This window comes from Leptospira licerasiae serovar Varillal str. VAR 010, assembly GCF_000244755.1.
GTDB lineage: Bacteria > Spirochaetota > Leptospiria > Leptospirales > Leptospiraceae > Leptospira_B > Leptospira_B licerasiae.
In genome coordinates this window covers 216,713-233,104 of sequence record NZ_AHOO02000014.1, presented here as the reverse complement: position 1 = coordinate 233,104, position 16,392 = coordinate 216,713, and the positions used below count along the sequence as shown (strand labels likewise).

At 41.9% G+C, this 16,392-nt stretch carries 11 protein-coding genes and 2 pseudogenes; 7 read left to right on the top strand and 6 right to left on the bottom strand.

Going from position 1 to position 16,392, the window contains the following annotated elements; genetic code table 11:
- From LEP1GSC185_RS19600 to LEP1GSC185_RS19570, 4 genes and pseudogenes are all read left to right on the top strand, one after another.
- Positions 1-5,032 (top strand): annotated as a pseudogene (locus LEP1GSC185_RS19600) (RHS repeat-associated core domain-containing protein); the annotation flags it as partial.
- Positions 5,033-5,263: 231 nt separating this feature from the next.
- Positions 5,264-5,608, top strand: a complete 345-nt coding sequence (locus tag LEP1GSC185_RS19905; protein ID WP_152413510.1) for a GH-E family nuclease — start codon at positions 5,264-5,266, stop codon at positions 5,606-5,608.
- Positions 5,605-6,159, top strand: a complete 555-nt coding sequence (locus tag LEP1GSC185_RS19575) for a suppressor of fused domain protein (protein WP_008593239.1) — start codon at positions 5,605-5,607, stop codon at positions 6,157-6,159. Before LEP1GSC185_RS19905 ends, LEP1GSC185_RS19575 begins: the two co-directional genes overlap by 4 nt.
- A 578-nt stretch (positions 6,160-6,737) precedes the next feature.
- Positions 6,738-7,898 carry a YheT family hydrolase gene (locus LEP1GSC185_RS19570; protein ID WP_008597358.1) on the top strand — a complete coding sequence of 387 codons (1,161 nt, stop codon included), beginning with the start codon at positions 6,738-6,740 and terminating at the stop codon, positions 7,896-7,898.
- 98 nt (positions 7,899-7,996) lie between these two features.
- Here the strand turns inward: LEP1GSC185_RS19570 and LEP1GSC185_RS19565 are convergent, their stop codons facing one another.
- The gene (locus LEP1GSC185_RS19565; RefSeq protein ID WP_008593134.1) at positions 7,997-8,770 is read right to left on the bottom strand and encodes a LamG domain-containing protein; all 774 of its coding nucleotides are present in this window, start codon (positions 8,768-8,770) and stop codon (positions 7,997-7,999) included.
- Between the two features lie 118 nt (positions 8,771-8,888).
- On the bottom strand, positions 8,889-9,689 hold the full coding sequence (locus LEP1GSC185_RS19560) for a LamG domain-containing protein (RefSeq protein ID WP_008593409.1): 801 nt from the start codon (positions 9,687-9,689) through the stop codon (positions 8,889-8,891).
- 186 nt (positions 9,690-9,875) lie between these two features.
- Between LEP1GSC185_RS19560 and LEP1GSC185_RS19555 the strand changes: the two genes are divergently transcribed.
- Genes LEP1GSC185_RS19555 through LEP1GSC185_RS19545 form a run of 3 tightly spaced genes read left to right on the top strand, consistent with a single transcriptional unit; the run spans position 9,876 to position 12,226 of the window.
- Complete coding sequence (locus tag LEP1GSC185_RS19555; RefSeq protein WP_029607998.1) at positions 9,876-10,574, top strand: alpha/beta hydrolase; 699 nt, start codon at positions 9,876-9,878, stop codon at positions 10,572-10,574.
- Positions 10,571-11,284 (top strand): hypothetical protein, encoded by a 714-nt coding sequence (locus LEP1GSC185_RS19550; RefSeq protein ID WP_008593448.1) that lies wholly within the window; start codon positions 10,571-10,573, stop codon positions 11,282-11,284. Before LEP1GSC185_RS19555 ends, LEP1GSC185_RS19550 begins: the two co-directional genes overlap by 4 nt.
- Positions 11,285-11,290: 6 nt before the next feature.
- Complete coding sequence (locus LEP1GSC185_RS19545; RefSeq protein ID WP_008593152.1) at positions 11,291-12,226, top strand: DUF1554 domain-containing protein; 936 nt, start codon at positions 11,291-11,293, stop codon at positions 12,224-12,226.
- Positions 12,227-12,245: 19 nt separating this feature from the next.
- Here LEP1GSC185_RS19545 and LEP1GSC185_RS19540 read toward each other — a convergent pair whose 3' ends face one another.
- From LEP1GSC185_RS19540 to LEP1GSC185_RS19525, 4 genes and pseudogenes are all read right to left on the bottom strand, one after another.
- Positions 12,246-12,965 carry a phosphate signaling complex PhoU family protein gene (locus LEP1GSC185_RS19540; RefSeq protein ID WP_008593292.1) on the bottom strand — a complete coding sequence of 240 codons (720 nt, stop codon included), beginning with the start codon at positions 12,963-12,965 and terminating at the stop codon, positions 12,246-12,248.
- 209 nt (positions 12,966-13,174) lie between these two features.
- The gene (locus LEP1GSC185_RS19535) at positions 13,175-13,591 is read right to left on the bottom strand and encodes an MAPEG family protein (RefSeq protein WP_008593163.1); all 417 of its coding nucleotides are present in this window, start codon (positions 13,589-13,591) and stop codon (positions 13,175-13,177) included.
- A gap of 119 nt (positions 13,592-13,710) precedes the next feature.
- Positions 13,711-14,949 (bottom strand): imelysin family protein, encoded by a 1,239-nt coding sequence (locus LEP1GSC185_RS19530; RefSeq protein ID WP_010516019.1) that lies wholly within the window; start codon positions 14,947-14,949, stop codon positions 13,711-13,713.
- 11 nt (positions 14,950-14,960) lie between these two features.
- Positions 14,961-16,385 (bottom strand): annotated as a pseudogene (locus LEP1GSC185_RS19525) (di-heme oxidoreductase family protein); the annotation flags it as partial.
- Positions 16,386-16,392: the final 7 nt, after the last annotated feature.

Sequence of the window (16,392 nt, the reverse complement as noted above, 5' to 3'; positions counted from 1 at the left end):
GTAGGAGAGAATCTCAGAAATCCGGACAAATCGAGTCCCATTTATTTTATTACCAACTGGGTATTATATAAAGTATTTACTGCACCTGAGCAGGCTTTATTTTCTAACGATCAATTCTCCGGAGACTTCAACGGAGATGGAACTTCTGACTTTTTGTTATTCGATCGTTCTTCGGGAGAATGGACTTTAGGAGAAACTGTTAATCGGACTATCAATTTTAAGATCTGGTCCAAAGCTCCTCAATTTAAAACGATCACTCGTTGGCTCCAAGGGGATTTCAATGGAGATGGTTCAACTGACGTAGGGTTTTTCTCTGAGACGGACGGAAAGTTCTGGATCGGAGAGGCAACATCTAACGGATTCCGCTACAAAGTTTACAGCGATATGAGCTATGGTCCGAACCAAGAGAGAGTGATGAAGACTCCCCTTCCTTTGGATGAAGTAAAACCAATCAAAGGATTCGGAGTATTCTCCACTTCAACTGACACCAAAACAGTTCTTTTAGATTACCAATACGATGGGAACTCCAACCCTGGAAAGGGAGAGATTGCATATCCGGGATGTTTTACAACAAATGATTGTTCTGCTTCTCCCGAACTTCTTCTTTTTGATAGAAAAACAGGGGTTTTCGATTTTAAGAAAGGTTCCACATTTACAGAAGCAGTTCTTACAGGTTTTAATCCGGAAACAACCGGAATTGTAACTGTAAATAACGGCAAGGCGGATCGTTACACAGTAAACACTCGCGACGAAGTTTTATTCTTCGGAGATTTTGGAACTACTAGCAAGTTTTTTGTAGTGACCCAAGATAGCGGAAATGCTTTTAAAAGAACGGATCTTGCTAGCATTGCTGATTCTCAAGTTGTTTCTTTGATATCAATTCCAGTGCGTATGCGATCGATTATTTAACGTACCACTTCTAAATCTGCTTTGGTCTTGAACGCCAAACAAGCACAAGCGCTCAAAGATTTTTACTCACAGGCCCGAGTGGAACCAAATACCTAACAGTTTCGGGTGATGTATTAGATTCTTATCTACAAAATCTATTCCAAGTAGGAAGTGAGACCAATCGGAACAGAAGAACAAGTTTCAGTATTTTTTCGGGAGACTTTGCTGGAGTTGGGAAAGCTCAGATCTTACTCGTAGATAGGACTGGAACTACTCATAAATGGTATTTAGGAACCATCGGTTCTACTGCGATCAACTTCAAACTTCTGACCGGTTCTGTGAATGTTCCAGTATCCACTACCGTTTATGATAAAACAAGTCAGGCCGGGATCCAATACGCGCTCTTTCCGGAAGTATCCGGCAATTCGATTGTTTATGAGGATCCGACAGACACTGCTTCTGTTGTATTTTCTAAAATTAGAATTACTGCAACTACTGTTGCACGAACTGTTTTTAACCCAGGACTTGTAGGATTCTCGAACCAATTCGATCATAGAGGAAATCCAATTGTAGTTTCTGATGGCGAGAGCAAAGTTTACGATCTTTCCCAGAGTAAGATAATATCCGCTGCTTCTCCTGTATTTGCATTGTCCATGGATCGCTCGGATCTAATGACTAAGGTGTATCCTTTCCAATGGATCCAAGGAGATTATAATGGGGACGGACTCACTGACATCGGTATTATCCATCTCAAAGAACCAACTTGGTATTTTGCGATGTCAACAGGAACCGTTCCGGATGTGATCGAACAGATCAAGAACGGGATCGGTGGGACTTATACATTAGAATATGATAATTCTACTAAGTTTGATAATAATGGTGGAGATAATATCCCGGATCTTTCGATCAATTACAGGGTCTGCACAAAGATTACCTTAGATGACGGGCTTGGGAACACGATCCTTAAGAATTATAGTTATAAAAACGGAGTTTCTTTTTCCGCATTCATAAACGGCAAAAAGAAACGGATGCGTTCGGATTTACGGATTTTACAATGACGGATGCAACCGGATCTAGAACGGTTCATTCTTATTTCAGTCAGCCTTATTCCAATTTTATGCATAACCGAGCACTTGCAGGTGCAGAGAAAGAAATGCATATCATTGGTTCGGATAACCAAGATTACGGATCTTCTAAAAAAACGTATGAGATCCAACAAATAGAAACGGTCCCGGGAAAGATCAGCTATCTTGCTCGTTTGAGCAAAACCCAGAACTTTATCAAGGGAACTGCTACCACTACTTCCGAAGGTTCTGTGGTATTTAACGGATATAATCTCACTAAGAAGACGGATATAAGCACGGATCATTATGCGGATTCGGCACATTCTTCTCAAAGTTTTACGAGTGTAACCGATTTTGAGACGGATTCTACAACCAACCAGACCCGTCCTAAAAAGACAGTTTCTTTGTCGGCTTCTTCTCATGAAACCACAAGCAATCTTACTTATGATTCTCAGGGAAATTTGACTCGTAATGCAGTGACCTATACCGGAAGCGGACTTCCTTCTGTTCCAGCGAACATTACGGAATACGAATACGATACTTACGGAAACCAAACAGAAGAAAGAAATGTAAGTTCAAGTCCTGCTCGTGGGACTTCCTACGTTTATGACGACCAACTTCATCAGTTCGTAAAGGAGCAGACAAGTTTCGGTGGATCTCTCCAACTCAAGACCAGATACACTACGAATTATGGAAAAGCGTTCGGATCACCGGACGATTCCACTGATCCGAACGGAAATAAAAGTTATTTTGAATATGATGATTTCGGAAGATTAGTGGAGTCCAGTGCGGACACGGATTCCGGGATCAAGGTGCTTGCTGTTTACGAATACGGTTCCAATTTTCCATTCAGTGCAAAAACCACATTCCCCACAGGCGGAGCAGATCCGAGTTTTGCACTTAGAAGTTACAAAGACGGGATGGGAAGAGTGGTCCATACCGTCAAAACAGGATCTAACGGACAATTCGTAAGGTCCGGAAAGATCACATACAACGGGAACGGACAGGTCGTACGATCCGGACAACCGGACTGGGCAGATGCTGGTGAGATAGACAGTTTCGTACTACATTCCCAAGAAAGAAATCCGAGTTATATAGAATACGATGCGATCGGAAGGGCAAAAAAGACGATCTTACCGATCGCCGCCGGAGAAACAGAAGCGACCACGTTAACCGTCACCTATAACGATCCATTCGAGACTATTGAAACACATAGCGGTGGGACAAGTAAAAGAACCGTAAAAGACGGAAGAGGACAGGTTCTTTATATAGAGGACTTTGGATCGGACGGCACCCAGGCACAGATCGGATTCTGTTACGATCTTGCGGGCAAAATGATCAAAAAGTCCGATATGAACGGAGGAGCGTTATCTTGCGATACAAGCGGGATCAATACAAAAGATACTTCCGGCCAAAACCAAGCCTATTGGCTTTACGACGCATTCGGAAGATTAAAGAAAAACAGCGATCCAGATTTCGGGGTAAGCACAGCTTCCTATAACGCATTCGGAGACACTACTCAATCCACTGACGCTCGCGGAATTACTACTAGTTTCACTTATGATTCTCTTGGAAGAATGCTCACAAAAGACACCCCGGAAGGCACCGTATATTTCGATTACGATAGTGGCTCGGGAGCGGAGAACGCACTCGGAAAACTTGTCCGAGTAGAAGACAACGTACAGATCAAAACATTCAGCTACGATAAATTAGGAAGAGCTAAAAAAGAAACTAGAAACATCAAAAATCTAACGATCGAACTGGCAGACGGACCGTATATTACAGAATACAAATACGATCTACTCGGACGTGTAAGTTCCATAGACTATCCGGAACACCCAGTCAGCCATACCAGGATGAAAGCCTGCTACACCTACGGAACTGCAGGTTATATCACAGGAATTTCAGTCCAAGTAAATACAAACGGAGTCATCCCAGGCTATTGCAGCAAAACAATCGTTGAAAATATTGCTTATAACGAATTCGGACAAACTTCCGGGTTTGGACTTGGAAATGGTATCCAAACAAATTATACCTACGATGTTAAACAAAGATTAGTTCGTATCAACTCTGTTGGAGATGTAGATGGAACTACTAAAACTCTCCAAGACGCAGTCTATGCTTTCAATAGCAGAAATAATATCACTGGAATCACAAATACTTCTTCAGAATACACTACTGCTTACAATTACAGTTACGATGGTTTAAATAGGCTCACTGCAGCAGACGGACAATACCAAGAATCTGCTGATAATTATACGAAAACTTTCCGCCAAAGTTTTGCTTATGCAAAGAACGGAAACCTACTCGCAAAACGAAATCATAACTTTAACGATAATACCCTCATCGATGAGTGGAATTACCAGTATTCCAACCACCAAGTCACTCATATAGATTCCACCCAAAGTGGAAACAATCGTCTGGTCATGAGCTACGATTCCTCTGGGAACATGACTTCTCAGAGAGATAATTTCAAAGATCTAACTAAGACAATTACTGTAGATTCTCAAAACAGGATCACTCAGGTACAAGACGCTCTTAGCACAACAATAGGGAATTATTGGTATGACGAAGGTGGCTTCAGAGTTCGTAAGAAAGCATTAGTTCCGAGTGGTGCTTCTTTCAAAAACCAAGAGATACTATATCCAAGTAAATTCTACGGTTTAGAATATTCTGAAGAAACAAATATCCTAAGCTCTATCAATAACGTTTATCTAAATGGAGTCCGGATCGCTGCTCTAAACGAAGATGGAGTCACTGCTTACTTCTTAACAGATCAAGTGGATTCTGTCGCTCATGTTTTAGATGAAGGTGCTCATACACTATCTCGAATGCAGTATGAGCCGTACGGAGAGACTCTTGTTCAAAGAGGAACTCTGGATTTTGCTCCTAAGTATAACTCACAAGAGTTGGATAGAGAGACTAATTTCTATTTTTATAATGCAAGATATTATGATCCGCAGATCGCTAGGTTTACAAGTGCGGATACGCTCATTGATGGAGGCGGAGATACTCAGGGGTGGAATCGCTTTGCTTACGTAAAAGGAAATCCAGTTCTTTATAAAGATCCAACCGGACATCTTTTATTTCTTGCACCGGTCGCAATTGGAATCGCTGAATCAACTATCGTTGTCGGTTTAGCTGCAGGAGCACTTATCGAGGCTTATTATCTAAAGGAGCCAGCTAATGCGCCGCCATCTAATGGAAGGAATCAAAATGCACCTATCGACAATTCAAAGAAAACGAGTGTTGATGGAAGTAACACAAATAAAGAACCAACTTCAAAGCAAATTGGTTTTGATATTCCGGATATGTCTGACAAAAAACCTGATTCTGTTGCCAAAGACGGAGATAAAGGTAAACGCGCAGTAGATAGACGCCCCTCAAAATTTAGAAAGAAAACGGTCACTGATAATTGGGATAATGCTGCGCCTGGCGGTAAACCAGGCACGAAAAAATGCCCAGATTGTGGCAAGGATGTCGAAGGAAATCCTCACAAAAAAGAACGACGTGATGGAAAAGATGGATGGGATGTAGACCATAATCCTAAATGGAAAGATAGGGAAAAGGGAAACACTCGCAAAGAAGTATTGGACAATTATAACGAAAATACTAGACTAAGATGTAAAAATTGCAATCGAAGTGATAATCAATGAGTTTGATCGATCATCTGGAAAACTATCTTGGGGAAATTGAAGAAGGTTGGGCACCAGAATGGAATAAAGATCTACAAATTATTCGATTCAAGAATACTCCTCTTGAAGAAGTTTCTAGTTTTGTATCCCTTGGACTAAGCAAACATATTTTAAAAATTAATAATCGGGAAATTCGGCAAGAGCTGATTTTTTCCGCTTATGATAAATTCAGCTTCGATGATATTGCTATGTGTCTTGCACTAGTATGTAAACGTATCCTTACAAATCACAACGCCCTATTAAGGGGTGAGTTGCTAAAAATGAATCATCGGATAATTCCGGGAAAAGACTTTTACGGTTTATATGTTGCTATTCCCGTGTTTTTTGAAGATGATTTTTGTGTATATATATCAGAAAGTATGAAGATCGTAATTGCGTGGTTAATTCCACTATATACTGAAGAAATAGATTTTATACAGTCTGTAGGGTGGGAAAAATTTGAAGATCTCCTTGAAGAAGGCAGCTGCGACTTTTGGGATTTGGATAGAGAAAGAATGTCTTTTGTTAAATAGCTTTCATTTTAATAGTCTTTACTTGACGGGCATATAGAATTTATGCCTGAAGCGAAAAATATGATCCGAAAATCCAGAAGTTTAAATATTTAGTAATTGGAACATTTGATAGTTTTATTTTTGCGAAATCGCGCTCTTTTAAGTATCCCTACTTTTGTCGGTTGAGGAAGATCTCTCAATTCCACACGAGAAAACCCGTAGCAGTGGTTTCTAATTTTACAATTCATTTTCCTCACGCACTGCCCGTGGTAATTCCTGCATCTTTGATGATGCTCGCTTAAAGTAAAAACAGGTTTTGCAAGCCTTTGCGCCATACAGCGTGAGATTTAAAAGCCAATAAATTCAAAATAGGCTCAAATTGATATCGTTGATTCACTCTAACTCTTCGCGTTTTAGGTCTCCGTGAAAATAAAAAACCAATCCGGATGCGGAGACGAGAACGGGGGTAACGTAATACCCGTGACGCGGCTGGAGCGAGGGGGAGCCATCCCCCGCCTATAAACTAAAAATCATAAAGTAATAGACCCTAACCTTTCTCCGCCTATTCTTTCCCAAAGTAATTTCATTTGGACTATTGAATGCTCTCGTTCTTCTCTATTGTTTTATTTCTCATTCTCGCATTTCTATTTTACTATTTTCTTGAGGTGATAGAAAAACCGGTTCTTCAGTTCGGTGAAGGCGAGTTTGTGAGGAGGGTAATTGCAAATTGTCCTCGTTTAACTAGGAAATATTTTCCTACGTTTTGGTGTTTTAATAATCATCTAATGCTGGCTCTTTTACTTTTTAGAGAACACCGTTCCAAATTTTTTCATTATGATAAACTGGAACATCTTAAAATGAAAGACGGTGGAATCACTGGACTTGCCTGGTCCAATATGATAGGAAAGAAAAAAAAGGATTCAAATCCAATCACTATTGTCTTTCATACGATCAGTGGGGACGAGCAAGACGTTAAGTCTGTTGTGAAAGCAATTCGGACCCAGTTGAAATGGGCCTCTGTGGTTTGTATTAGGAGGGGACATGGGAATCTTCCCCTTCCTAAGCCGCAGATAAACACAATGGGGTCTAGTTCGGATTTAAAAGAGCAACTCTTGTATATTAAGAAAAAATTTCCGAATAGTCCTTTGTTCGGAGTGGGGATCTCTGCAGGTTCCGGGTTGCTTGCTCGATACCTGGGTGAATCCGGGACTAAAAGTTTATTGGATGCCGCGGTAGCAATTTCTCCCGCATATGATATCGAAAAGGCATTTCATAGGGTTCATCCGGTCTATAGTAAGATCATGGGCCAAAGATTGATTAATTATTTTTTGAAACGCCATTATGAAACCTTATCTTCAGTTGGAGGATTTCAGGAAGTGTTGGAATCAAAAACTTTGGGCGAATTCCAGGATCGTTTGCACAGCCTCTCCGGTTTTGAAGATAAGGAAGAATATTACCGGCATTCGAATCCTGCACTTGTAATGAAAAATATTCGAACTCCGATTATGATTTTGAATGCAAAGGATGATCCCATCTGCGTAAATCAGAATGTTTTAGAAAATTTGCATTGGTTGGAAAACCTTCCGAATTCGATTCATGTTTATACAAAAAGAGGAAGCCATATCGCTTATTTCGAAGGATGGAAAGCGATCTCTTGGTCGGATCATCTTGTCTGCGAATATTTTAAAGCTGTCCAGGACCAATTGCCTAAAATTAAAAAAAAGCCGAAGCCAAAAACTAAAACTGCAAAAAAGCGTTAGTTGCTTTTGTGCCATGGACCTGAGGTTCCGCTTTGTGTCCCCCAAGTCCTTAGTCTCGCATTCGGAGCAATACTGTTGCTCCTCGGTGCTCCTACTCCCTACAAACTTGAAACAGGAAATATCACCCGATTATAAACTCTGACCTCGTCCACACTTCCCGCAAAAAGCTGAGAAGAAAGATCGGATTGACCCAATTGAAAAAAACTATTAGTAGCCCAGGGACGGTTTATTCCGAAAGTTCCGGAGTCGACTAAGACGTTATTCACGTATAGAGAACCTGTCAATGTGTTGATATCCCAAGTAAAAACCATATGATACCAAGTATCTTCCGGATATATTCCGCAATCTGTGCCGACATCTACATCCCCTGAGCCTCCATTGTTTGTGAAAGCTCTCAGTCTCCCACTACAAGAGCCAGATGAAAATGCGTATAATTGGAGACCTAATCCGGCGCCTTGGCTCAAAAAAATAAACTCGCTGCCGTTATTTCCGGGAGGAAATTTTCCCTTTACCCAAACGCTAACTGTAAATGAGGAAACGGTCCCATCGAAAAATAGCGGTCCCTGTGCTGAAGATTGGTGATAGCCGCCGGCTCCATCATAATAATATGCTCCTCCAGGAAATCCAAATCGATCGAATGTAGGAGTTGGAGTGCCGCTTACTGCTATCAGGTCCAATCCGCCGACTCTATCTTTTAGATCCCCGTCTAACGGCCAATAATGTACGAGTCCGATGGAAGAATCTAGTAATGTAATATTTACGAAATTTTGGAATGCTGTTTGGTCGTTTTGTTCTTGGTTTTCGAGAAGAAGATAAGTCCCGCAATCTAGGAAAAGATATGAGATCAAGAGTAATTGTAAGATCTTTCGCATATGAAATTCAATTCGAAAAACATTCTGAGATAGGAGGATGTACCTTTGGAAGTATTATTCGGGGACTTTTTTTAAATTTTGTTTCAATAAATGAACGAAAGCGAATTCATTTAAGTGATTAAGGTATCCAATATCGATTGGGTGATAAAGCCATATTATAGATCTTAAATTCGTCTATCGTTACTTCTACGTAATTGCTACCTAAAGTGGAAAATGCGAAAGATAATTTTGCGTTCACATTCCAAGGTCTCTGGCTTCCTACATTCGTTTGTTGAGCGATCAGGATATTATCCACATACAAACTTGCGGTAAATTGCTCCAAGTTCCAAACAAAGATAATCTGGTGCCAAGCTTCCGGGATAAAATTGCACGGGCCGATGAGATCCACATCTCCCACACTTCCATTATTAGTAAAAGCCCTAAGCGATCCGCAAGAAGACGGATAATTTTTATAATATTGGATCCCGAAGCCGCTACCCTGTGCTATAAAAATTCCCATACTTCCTCCGCCGGGAGAAGCCGGATAAGTTCCTTTTGCCCAAAAGCTGATCGTATAAGAAGAAGTGCTTCCGTTTAAGATCTGATCTCCGTTATTTGCGCTTTGTGTAGTTGCTCCCGTTCCGACCGCTCCGTTGTAATAGAGTGAGTGATTCGGAATCCCGAAACGATCGGGAACCGATACTGCCATATCGACTCCGTAAGAGTTCATATCTAAACCGTTTTGTGTTACATCTAAGGGACTTGTAGTGTTATCCATCGGAAAATAATGGATCAACGCTTCCGAAGGAACTATTGCGAGCAGTAGTCTTGCTAAGGTCGGAACGTTATCTTTTTCAGAATTTAAGTCCTGAGTAAGAAGGACAATTCCGCAGTTTTGGATAAAAAAGGAAGATATAAAAATTAGGATAAAATTCCGCATAAGCACTTTGTTTCAAATAACCTAACAGAGCCTTGCTTTTTTCATATAGACCATTAAATTTTAATGAAATACCTTTGGAAATTCTAATATTTCGTAGGTTATTAAGATTTGAGATTAGAACCGTTGAAAGGGTTTCTGACTTTAAATGGTATTGCCAAATTAGAACTCTTTGCTTACAAGGAAATCATGTATGATATCCCGCTTGTCCAATTAGGTCCCGTTAAAGCAGCTCGTATTCCGGGCGATCCACAAGGGCCTTACGTTATCTTTCTGCACGGTTACGGTGCGAATGCATTCGATCTTCTTCCTTTGTATTCTTACATGGACGTTCCTGAGGGTACGAATTTCATTTTTCCGGATGGGATATTGGATATTCCGATCGCCCCAGGTTATAACGGAAAGGCTTGGTTCCCTATAGATATGGAAGCTTTACAAAGAGCCATGGTAGCAGGAGGTTCTAGAGAACTTTTTGAACGTTATCCGGCCGGCCTGGGAGAAGCGAAACAAAAGGTAGAAGAGATGATCCAGGCTTTAGATGTTCCGATGGATCGGATCATCTTAGGCGGTTTTTCCCAAGGGGCAATGCTTGCGACCGAGATTACTCTTAAGGCAGAGAAAAAGCCTAAAGGTCTTGTCATTCTGTCTGGAACTCTGCTGGATGAGACTCACTGGTCCCAGTATGCTAAACAAACTCCGGGCTATAAATTTTTTCAAAGTCATGGTAGAATGGACCCTGTACTCGGTTATCCTGCCGCGAAAAGATTAGAAACAGTGTTAAATGACGCAGGTTGGATAGGTGAGCTGTTGGCATTTCCGGGTGGACATGAAATCCCGGAGATAGTATTACACGGTATGAACCGCTATTTGCGAGAACTGTTCGAATGACCTATCTAATAGAAAAATACGTAGCCCTAAAAAGTAAATACCGCAACTACGATACTAAAGAAGCTTTAAGAAGAATGCAGGCTTGCCGCATCGCCTTAAAGGAATTGGAAGACAAAGGTTTTCGCACCGGTGTTGAAATTTTAGGTTCGATCAATTTTGGGATCGTAGAACCTTCTTCGGACATCGATTGTATTCTATTACATTATTGTGATTTACATAAGGACCAAGAATGTCCCGAATATTGTCCTAATTTTTTATACGAGTCCGAAGAGATCAAGGCGAGCCTTCGCAGAAGACTGAAAAACGAAAATCTAAAGATAGAGTTTTTAGACTGTATCAATCTTAGAATGGTGGAAAGAGCGCTCGACGCGGGAAATTGGAAGGATCACGAAGTACTTCGCAGACTTTTATTTTATAGAACTATAGGCCGTCCGGTGAATCGCCCTCTTTTCATACCGTACGCGGAAAAGTTAGAAGAGAACGAAGAATATATCCGGGACATTTTGGAATGGGGTTCCGAGGCTTTGAGCGTTTATCTTGGGACTTCTAGGCATAGATTTTCTTTCAGTAAATACAACGAAAGGATAGAAAGTACCGGCTTGCAGCTACCTCACGGTTTAAAAGAAGAATTAGAAAGTTATTTGGAACAGGGAGAAGGTCTCGAATCCAATAATGGAAGCGAGACCACCCGTTTTAAGGATCCGGTTTAGTTTTTTATGCTGATCAAGCGACTTGTCTTATTCTTTGCGATCTGTTTTTCGGTCCTTCAATCGTCTTGTGCAATTAAATCCGAAAATTCCGGAGATCCTAGTACAAAGGAATATTATGAGAACGCAATTATCGACTGTTTGATCAATGGATGTGATAAGGAGATTATCATTACCGGTGGGAATTCTCTTCCGGAGAGCGGGTCTCTTGTTCTATCCATTTATCTGGTGCATAAGCCTGATTCTTCTTCGGTAACTTATAATTTTTCCAGCAGTAATCCTGCGATAGCTTCGATCTCTCCATCTACTCTGATATTTACTCCCTCGGATTATAATATTCCTCAAACTTTGACTGTGACTGGATTGTCCGATGACTCCGACTCTACGGATAATTCAGTCGTGATCTCCATTCTTACTCCGAATTCCGAAACGATCCCTTATTCAATATTACAAAAAGATAATGATAAATTTTTGTTTGCGACAAGCGCATCCTTTGCGGGAAATTTCGGATTCGGCGGCTTTGCGGATTTTGTTTGTCAGAATGCGGCGGACTCTTTGACCGGACTTCCCTCCGGGACTTACAAAACTTTCGCGGTCGCAGGTACATGGAGGAGAGCAATGCCTTCTAAGATAGACTGGGTATTAAAGCCGAATAAAGACTATATAGATTTTAACGGTGGCGCTTTTACCAAAGCTTTCTCAACGGATGCGAACGCATTATTTGCGTTCGGAACAGGGAGTGGGGTAGCAGCGACTGCCGCAGGATATTGGACCGGCTTGCAGACGGATTGGTCTACAGCAAATACCTGCCAAGGTTGGACTTCCAATAACCCTTCCGACCAAGGAAATTTTGCAAATTCTGCCGATCCAAACGTCGGAGGAATATCGACTGGAACTCCGGACTTCTGTAGTGTAACAAAATCTTTAGTTTGCGTTCAGCAATAATTAGGATTTTATAATATATCTAAGAAACTTTTGTTTTTTCTGTGACCTGGACCGGATCTGAAAGATGGCGAATGTCCATTCCAGTATTTAAACGTACCAATTCTTCTGCGATGTTTACCGCATAGTCTCCAGCTCTTTCAATCCCTAGGATTATTCTGTACAAGTCTGCGAATTGGTTTTTGTCCAATCTTGGGTCCAACACGAACTTTAAGAATGCAGCGTGACAAAGATTATTTAGTTCTTCTTCCACCGTATGGACCGAGCCGTAAAATCTGTTTTTCTCTTCCACCAAGGATTCTACAGCCATTCCTACAAGAGTAACTACTCTGGAGAGCATCTTGTCCAAAATTTCTTCCTGTCTGAAAAATCCTTTTGGGAGAAGTCCTCTTCTATAACAGGTGGCGCAGTTTACGATCTGATCTCCCATTCTTTCTAAACTTCGGTTGATACGAATGGAGGAGAGTGCAAATCGAAGAGGATCTTTTTTGAGAACAACTTCTCCGTCGATTTGGTCCATCCCGAGTAAGTTACGATTTGCTATCGCTTCTAAGATCGCATTTTGGGAAAGGTTATCGTTTTGTTTTTCCAAACTGTCGATGAGATCGTCTCTTTCGATCACTTGTTTGGCAAGGTCCGGATTTTCCTGTTCGATCGCATCATCCAAAATAAGGATTTGTTCTAAACATAGCTCCGCCATTGCATAAAGATTTTTGCGGAGATAATCGAACTTGGAAGCCATGTATCCCGAAGGTTAACCGCAAATGTACACAACGGTCAAGAGGTTTTTCAAAATCGGATTCGGGAAGAGATTATATGGCGACTTCCCGCTTCGCGGGAACCGCGCTGCTTCGACTTCGCGCATTCGCGCTCATCCGGGCAGTGCCCGGACTAAAGGTCTACGCATCGCTGTCGCGGTTCCGACCGGGGACCTTCCCCGTCGTTCCTAGATTAAAGAATGGAACGTACTAAAATCACCAACATCGCAGTGAAACAAATATATTGGATAATAAATCCGGTAAATCTCACATTCACGTTCCAAACGCCTCCGCCACTTAGATGAGCGCTTGTTTGTAGGATCCTTGCTCCGAATACGATCCAAGCAAGAAGATCGAAAGTATCGTTTTGGTATCCTGAGAGAATAAAGGTCAAAACTAAAACTCCGAAAACAGGAAGACCTTCTACGCAGTTCAGATGAGCTCGGTGGATCCTCCAATACAGATCGGAACCGTGTTGTATCCAAGCCGGGAACTCGTTAGATTTTTTGGAGCCTGCCAATACCTGCACTGTTCTAAAAGATACTACGATGAGTACGAGTAGAATTGTCCAAGCTGTAAAAGCGATCAATGGAAATAGAGAACTAAACATAGTCCGATAGAGAAAAGTCTAACGGCAATGTTTGCAAGACAAATTTGGAGTGCGAGAACGGAATGCTAATATATATCGTTTTTATCTCAAACAATATATATTAGCATTTTATAAAAGGATCAGTCTCCGTCCGCCGCTGGAGGAAGACTCGGAACGCCCAATGCTGAGAACGCATCCACATTAAAAAGGACTTTTAGAGTATCGGCAAGGTTGTATATCGGTTGCACGTTTGTAGTAATACTTGTCCCTACCGAAGTTCCATCGGCATCTATTTGGGCATACAAATCGTTGGAGGTATTGATCGCAGATTTTAAGGCAGCGATCGCAGCTTTGATATCCGAATCCAATTGGGAATTTTGAGCTTGGATCATCGTAGAAAGAGTAACTGAATCCGTATCCGCCGGATTCCCCTGGTATCCAAGTTCGAAACCCAAAAGATTGTCATATAGATCCTGGTAAGCATTCCTCGAGAAGGTGGCCTCTGTGGATTTAGGATTCGGATTTGTAGAACATCCTGGAGTTATACAAGCCGGTCCTCCTAATTTAGCATCCCAGATTTGGTACATTATATTTCCCAAGGATTGAACGTATGTATCGAAGGCGACTCCTTGATTGGAAAAATAAGATCCGTTCCCTGCGATAAAATTTCCTAAGAAATTCTCTCCGGAAGGATCCCAAGAATTATACAAACTATTCGCGTCTTGGTTGATTAATTGAGCAAGCGATTTAAGATATTCTAATCTTCTAGAACCCGCAGTGTTGACAGAATTGATTGAAGTTGCATCATCTATCGTACTCGCCAAACCGTCGGAAGAGAAGATAAGCATTTCCAAAGATTCAAATCCCTTGTATATCACTGAACAAGCCGCTAGATCGGTTTTAGTGATCGGATCAGTAGTCGCGCAAGACGCAGTGTTCGTGATAATTTTATTCACGTAAGTCCATAAAGGTCTCGCTGAAATAGTTTCGAAAGCATCCATTTTAACGTAATAGTTCTTGGTAGATGGATAGGTTCCCGGACCGAAATAAAAAGCTTCCACTTTTTTCAAGGAAACATGAGCGGCTTTCCAAGCGTCTTGCAATTCTCCTAAGGTTGTGGCGTTCTGAGTGGTATAATAAGCTAAAGCCTTGGTTTCCAAGACGGCAGTATCGTTTTTAAGAGCAAGCAAGCTTGGAAGAACCACGTTCGTCCCGGAATATCTTAGCACTTTAGTATAATCAGCGTTTGAGGAAAATAAGAAGGCGAGCGCTCCCATGTTAGAGCTTGATCCCCCTTCACAACCTGTCAGGGAGAAAGAGGAGATCAACGTTAGGATAATTATATTTTTATAATGTTTTATCGCAGATGTAAGGTTCATATTTTCCTCTCTTATAGGGACTCTAAAAATGTGATCAATTGTTGTCTCTGTGCTGCTGTGAGGCTTTGGAAATTTCCACGAGCTGTATTCGCTTCTCCTCCATGCCAAAGGATCGCTTCTTCGATCCCGTTCGCTCTTCCGTCATGAAGCAGTCTTAAATGTCCGTTTATTGTTTGTATCAGTCCTAAACCCCAAAGAGGAGGAGTTCTCCATTCCTGACCGCTCGCATCAAAATCGGGTCTTCCGTCCGCGAGTCCCGGGCCCATGTCATGAAGCAACAGATCGGTATACGGTTTGATATGCTGGTAGGAAATTTCCGGAAATCCGGGAACATTTCCTGTCTGAACGTAAGGTTTATGACAGCCCGCGCAACCTACACTGGTAAAGAGAGCTTTTCCTGCGACTACATCCGGATCCGTAATATTTCTTCTGGAAGGAACTCCAACCAACATAGTATAGAAGACGACAGCATCCACCAGGGTTGCGGAGATTTCCGGGCTTGCAGTTCCTGAAGAATTCGTAATACATGCAGCTTGACCGGAAGGACAATTATCCGTAGAGAATAAAGGACTAGTGATTCCCATATCTCCTAAAAATGCTCCCTGATTCTGCTGGAACAAACTAGGCTCGTTCGCTTTCCAGCCGAATCTTCCCAGGACTTTGGAACTGGTCGATGCGTCCCAAACCATATTCACTTTTCCTGATATACCGTCTGCATCCGAATCGCTCGGATCCGCCCAGCCTAGTATAGTGCTTTCAGGAATCGCTTGTAAAAGACCTAAACCTGGGATCATAGGAGCGGTTCTTGGAGAGAAGTTAAAACCGCTTGGGGAAGAAGTAGGATCTCCGAATAGAGGGTTCCAAGTAAAAGTATACGTAGGCTGACTTAGGGTTACGTTAGTTCCTTCCGGATAAGTAGTGCTTCCACTTGGATAATTGGGAGCGGCAATGGAGCCGTAAGATACCGAGGCGGCTCCTTCCGGAGGAGTAAAATTCGAACCTGTTATACTGCCGCTATCGCAATCGAAATTGGAATCATAAACCGCCGGATTACAGCCTAAACCTTTATGATTCAATTGAAGACCGTATTTGTCTAGGCCGACAGGTCCTCCCGTAGTGGGATCGGAACCGTTCTGAGAAAGGCGGATTAAAATTCCCGGGAAGTTATTCAAGGAACCGGAAGAAGGTGGAGCTCCTCTGCCGTCGCCTTGGTGGCAATTTTGACAGGAGTTCGTATTAAAAGTAGGTCCGAGTCCCGCAGGAGAACTGCTTCCTTCTGAGACCCAATTGATATTGAAGAATGAGTTTCCTTTATTGAACTTAGTCGCTCCTCCGGATCTTAAATTTGCGGCGCGAATATCGAATGCAAAAGCATTTGAGACGAAGTTCGTAGTGTAACCGCCGGAATATTCTTCGCCTGGATCCACAGAACCATTCGAAGGA

Excerpts from the sequence above, each read along its gene's own strand:
- LEP1GSC185_RS19905 (WP_152413510.1), top strand. The coding sequence starts at position 5,264 with ATGTCTGACAAAAAACCTGATTCTGTTGCCAAAGACGGAGATAAAGGT.
- LEP1GSC185_RS19565 (WP_008593134.1), bottom strand. The coding sequence starts at position 8,770 with ATGCGAAAGATCTTACAATTACTCTTGATCTCATATCTTTTCCTAGAT.
- LEP1GSC185_RS19560 (WP_008593409.1), bottom strand. The coding sequence starts at position 9,689 with ATGCGGAATTTTATCCTAATTTTTATATCTTCCTTTTTTATCCAAAAC.
- LEP1GSC185_RS19540 (WP_008593292.1), bottom strand. The coding sequence starts at position 12,965 with ATGGCTTCCAAGTTCGATTATCTCCGCAAAAATCTTTATGCAATGGCG.
- LEP1GSC185_RS19545 (WP_008593152.1), top strand. The coding sequence starts at position 11,291 with ATGCTGATCAAGCGACTTGTCTTATTCTTTGCGATCTGTTTTTCGGTC.
- LEP1GSC185_RS19575 (WP_008593239.1), top strand. The coding sequence starts at position 5,605 with ATGAGTTTGATCGATCATCTGGAAAACTATCTTGGGGAAATTGAAGAA.
- LEP1GSC185_RS19530 (WP_010516019.1), bottom strand. The coding sequence starts at position 14,949 with ATGAACCTTACATCTGCGATAAAACATTATAAAAATATAATTATCCTA.
- LEP1GSC185_RS19535 (WP_008593163.1), bottom strand. The coding sequence starts at position 13,591 with ATGTTTAGTTCTCTATTTCCATTGATCGCTTTTACAGCTTGGACAATT.
- LEP1GSC185_RS19550 (WP_008593448.1), top strand. The coding sequence starts at position 10,571 with ATGACCTATCTAATAGAAAAATACGTAGCCCTAAAAAGTAAATACCGC.
- LEP1GSC185_RS19570 (WP_008597358.1), top strand. The coding sequence starts at position 6,738 with ATGCTCTCGTTCTTCTCTATTGTTTTATTTCTCATTCTCGCATTTCTA.
- LEP1GSC185_RS19555 (WP_029607998.1), top strand. The coding sequence starts at position 9,876 with ATGTATGATATCCCGCTTGTCCAATTAGGTCCCGTTAAAGCAGCTCGT.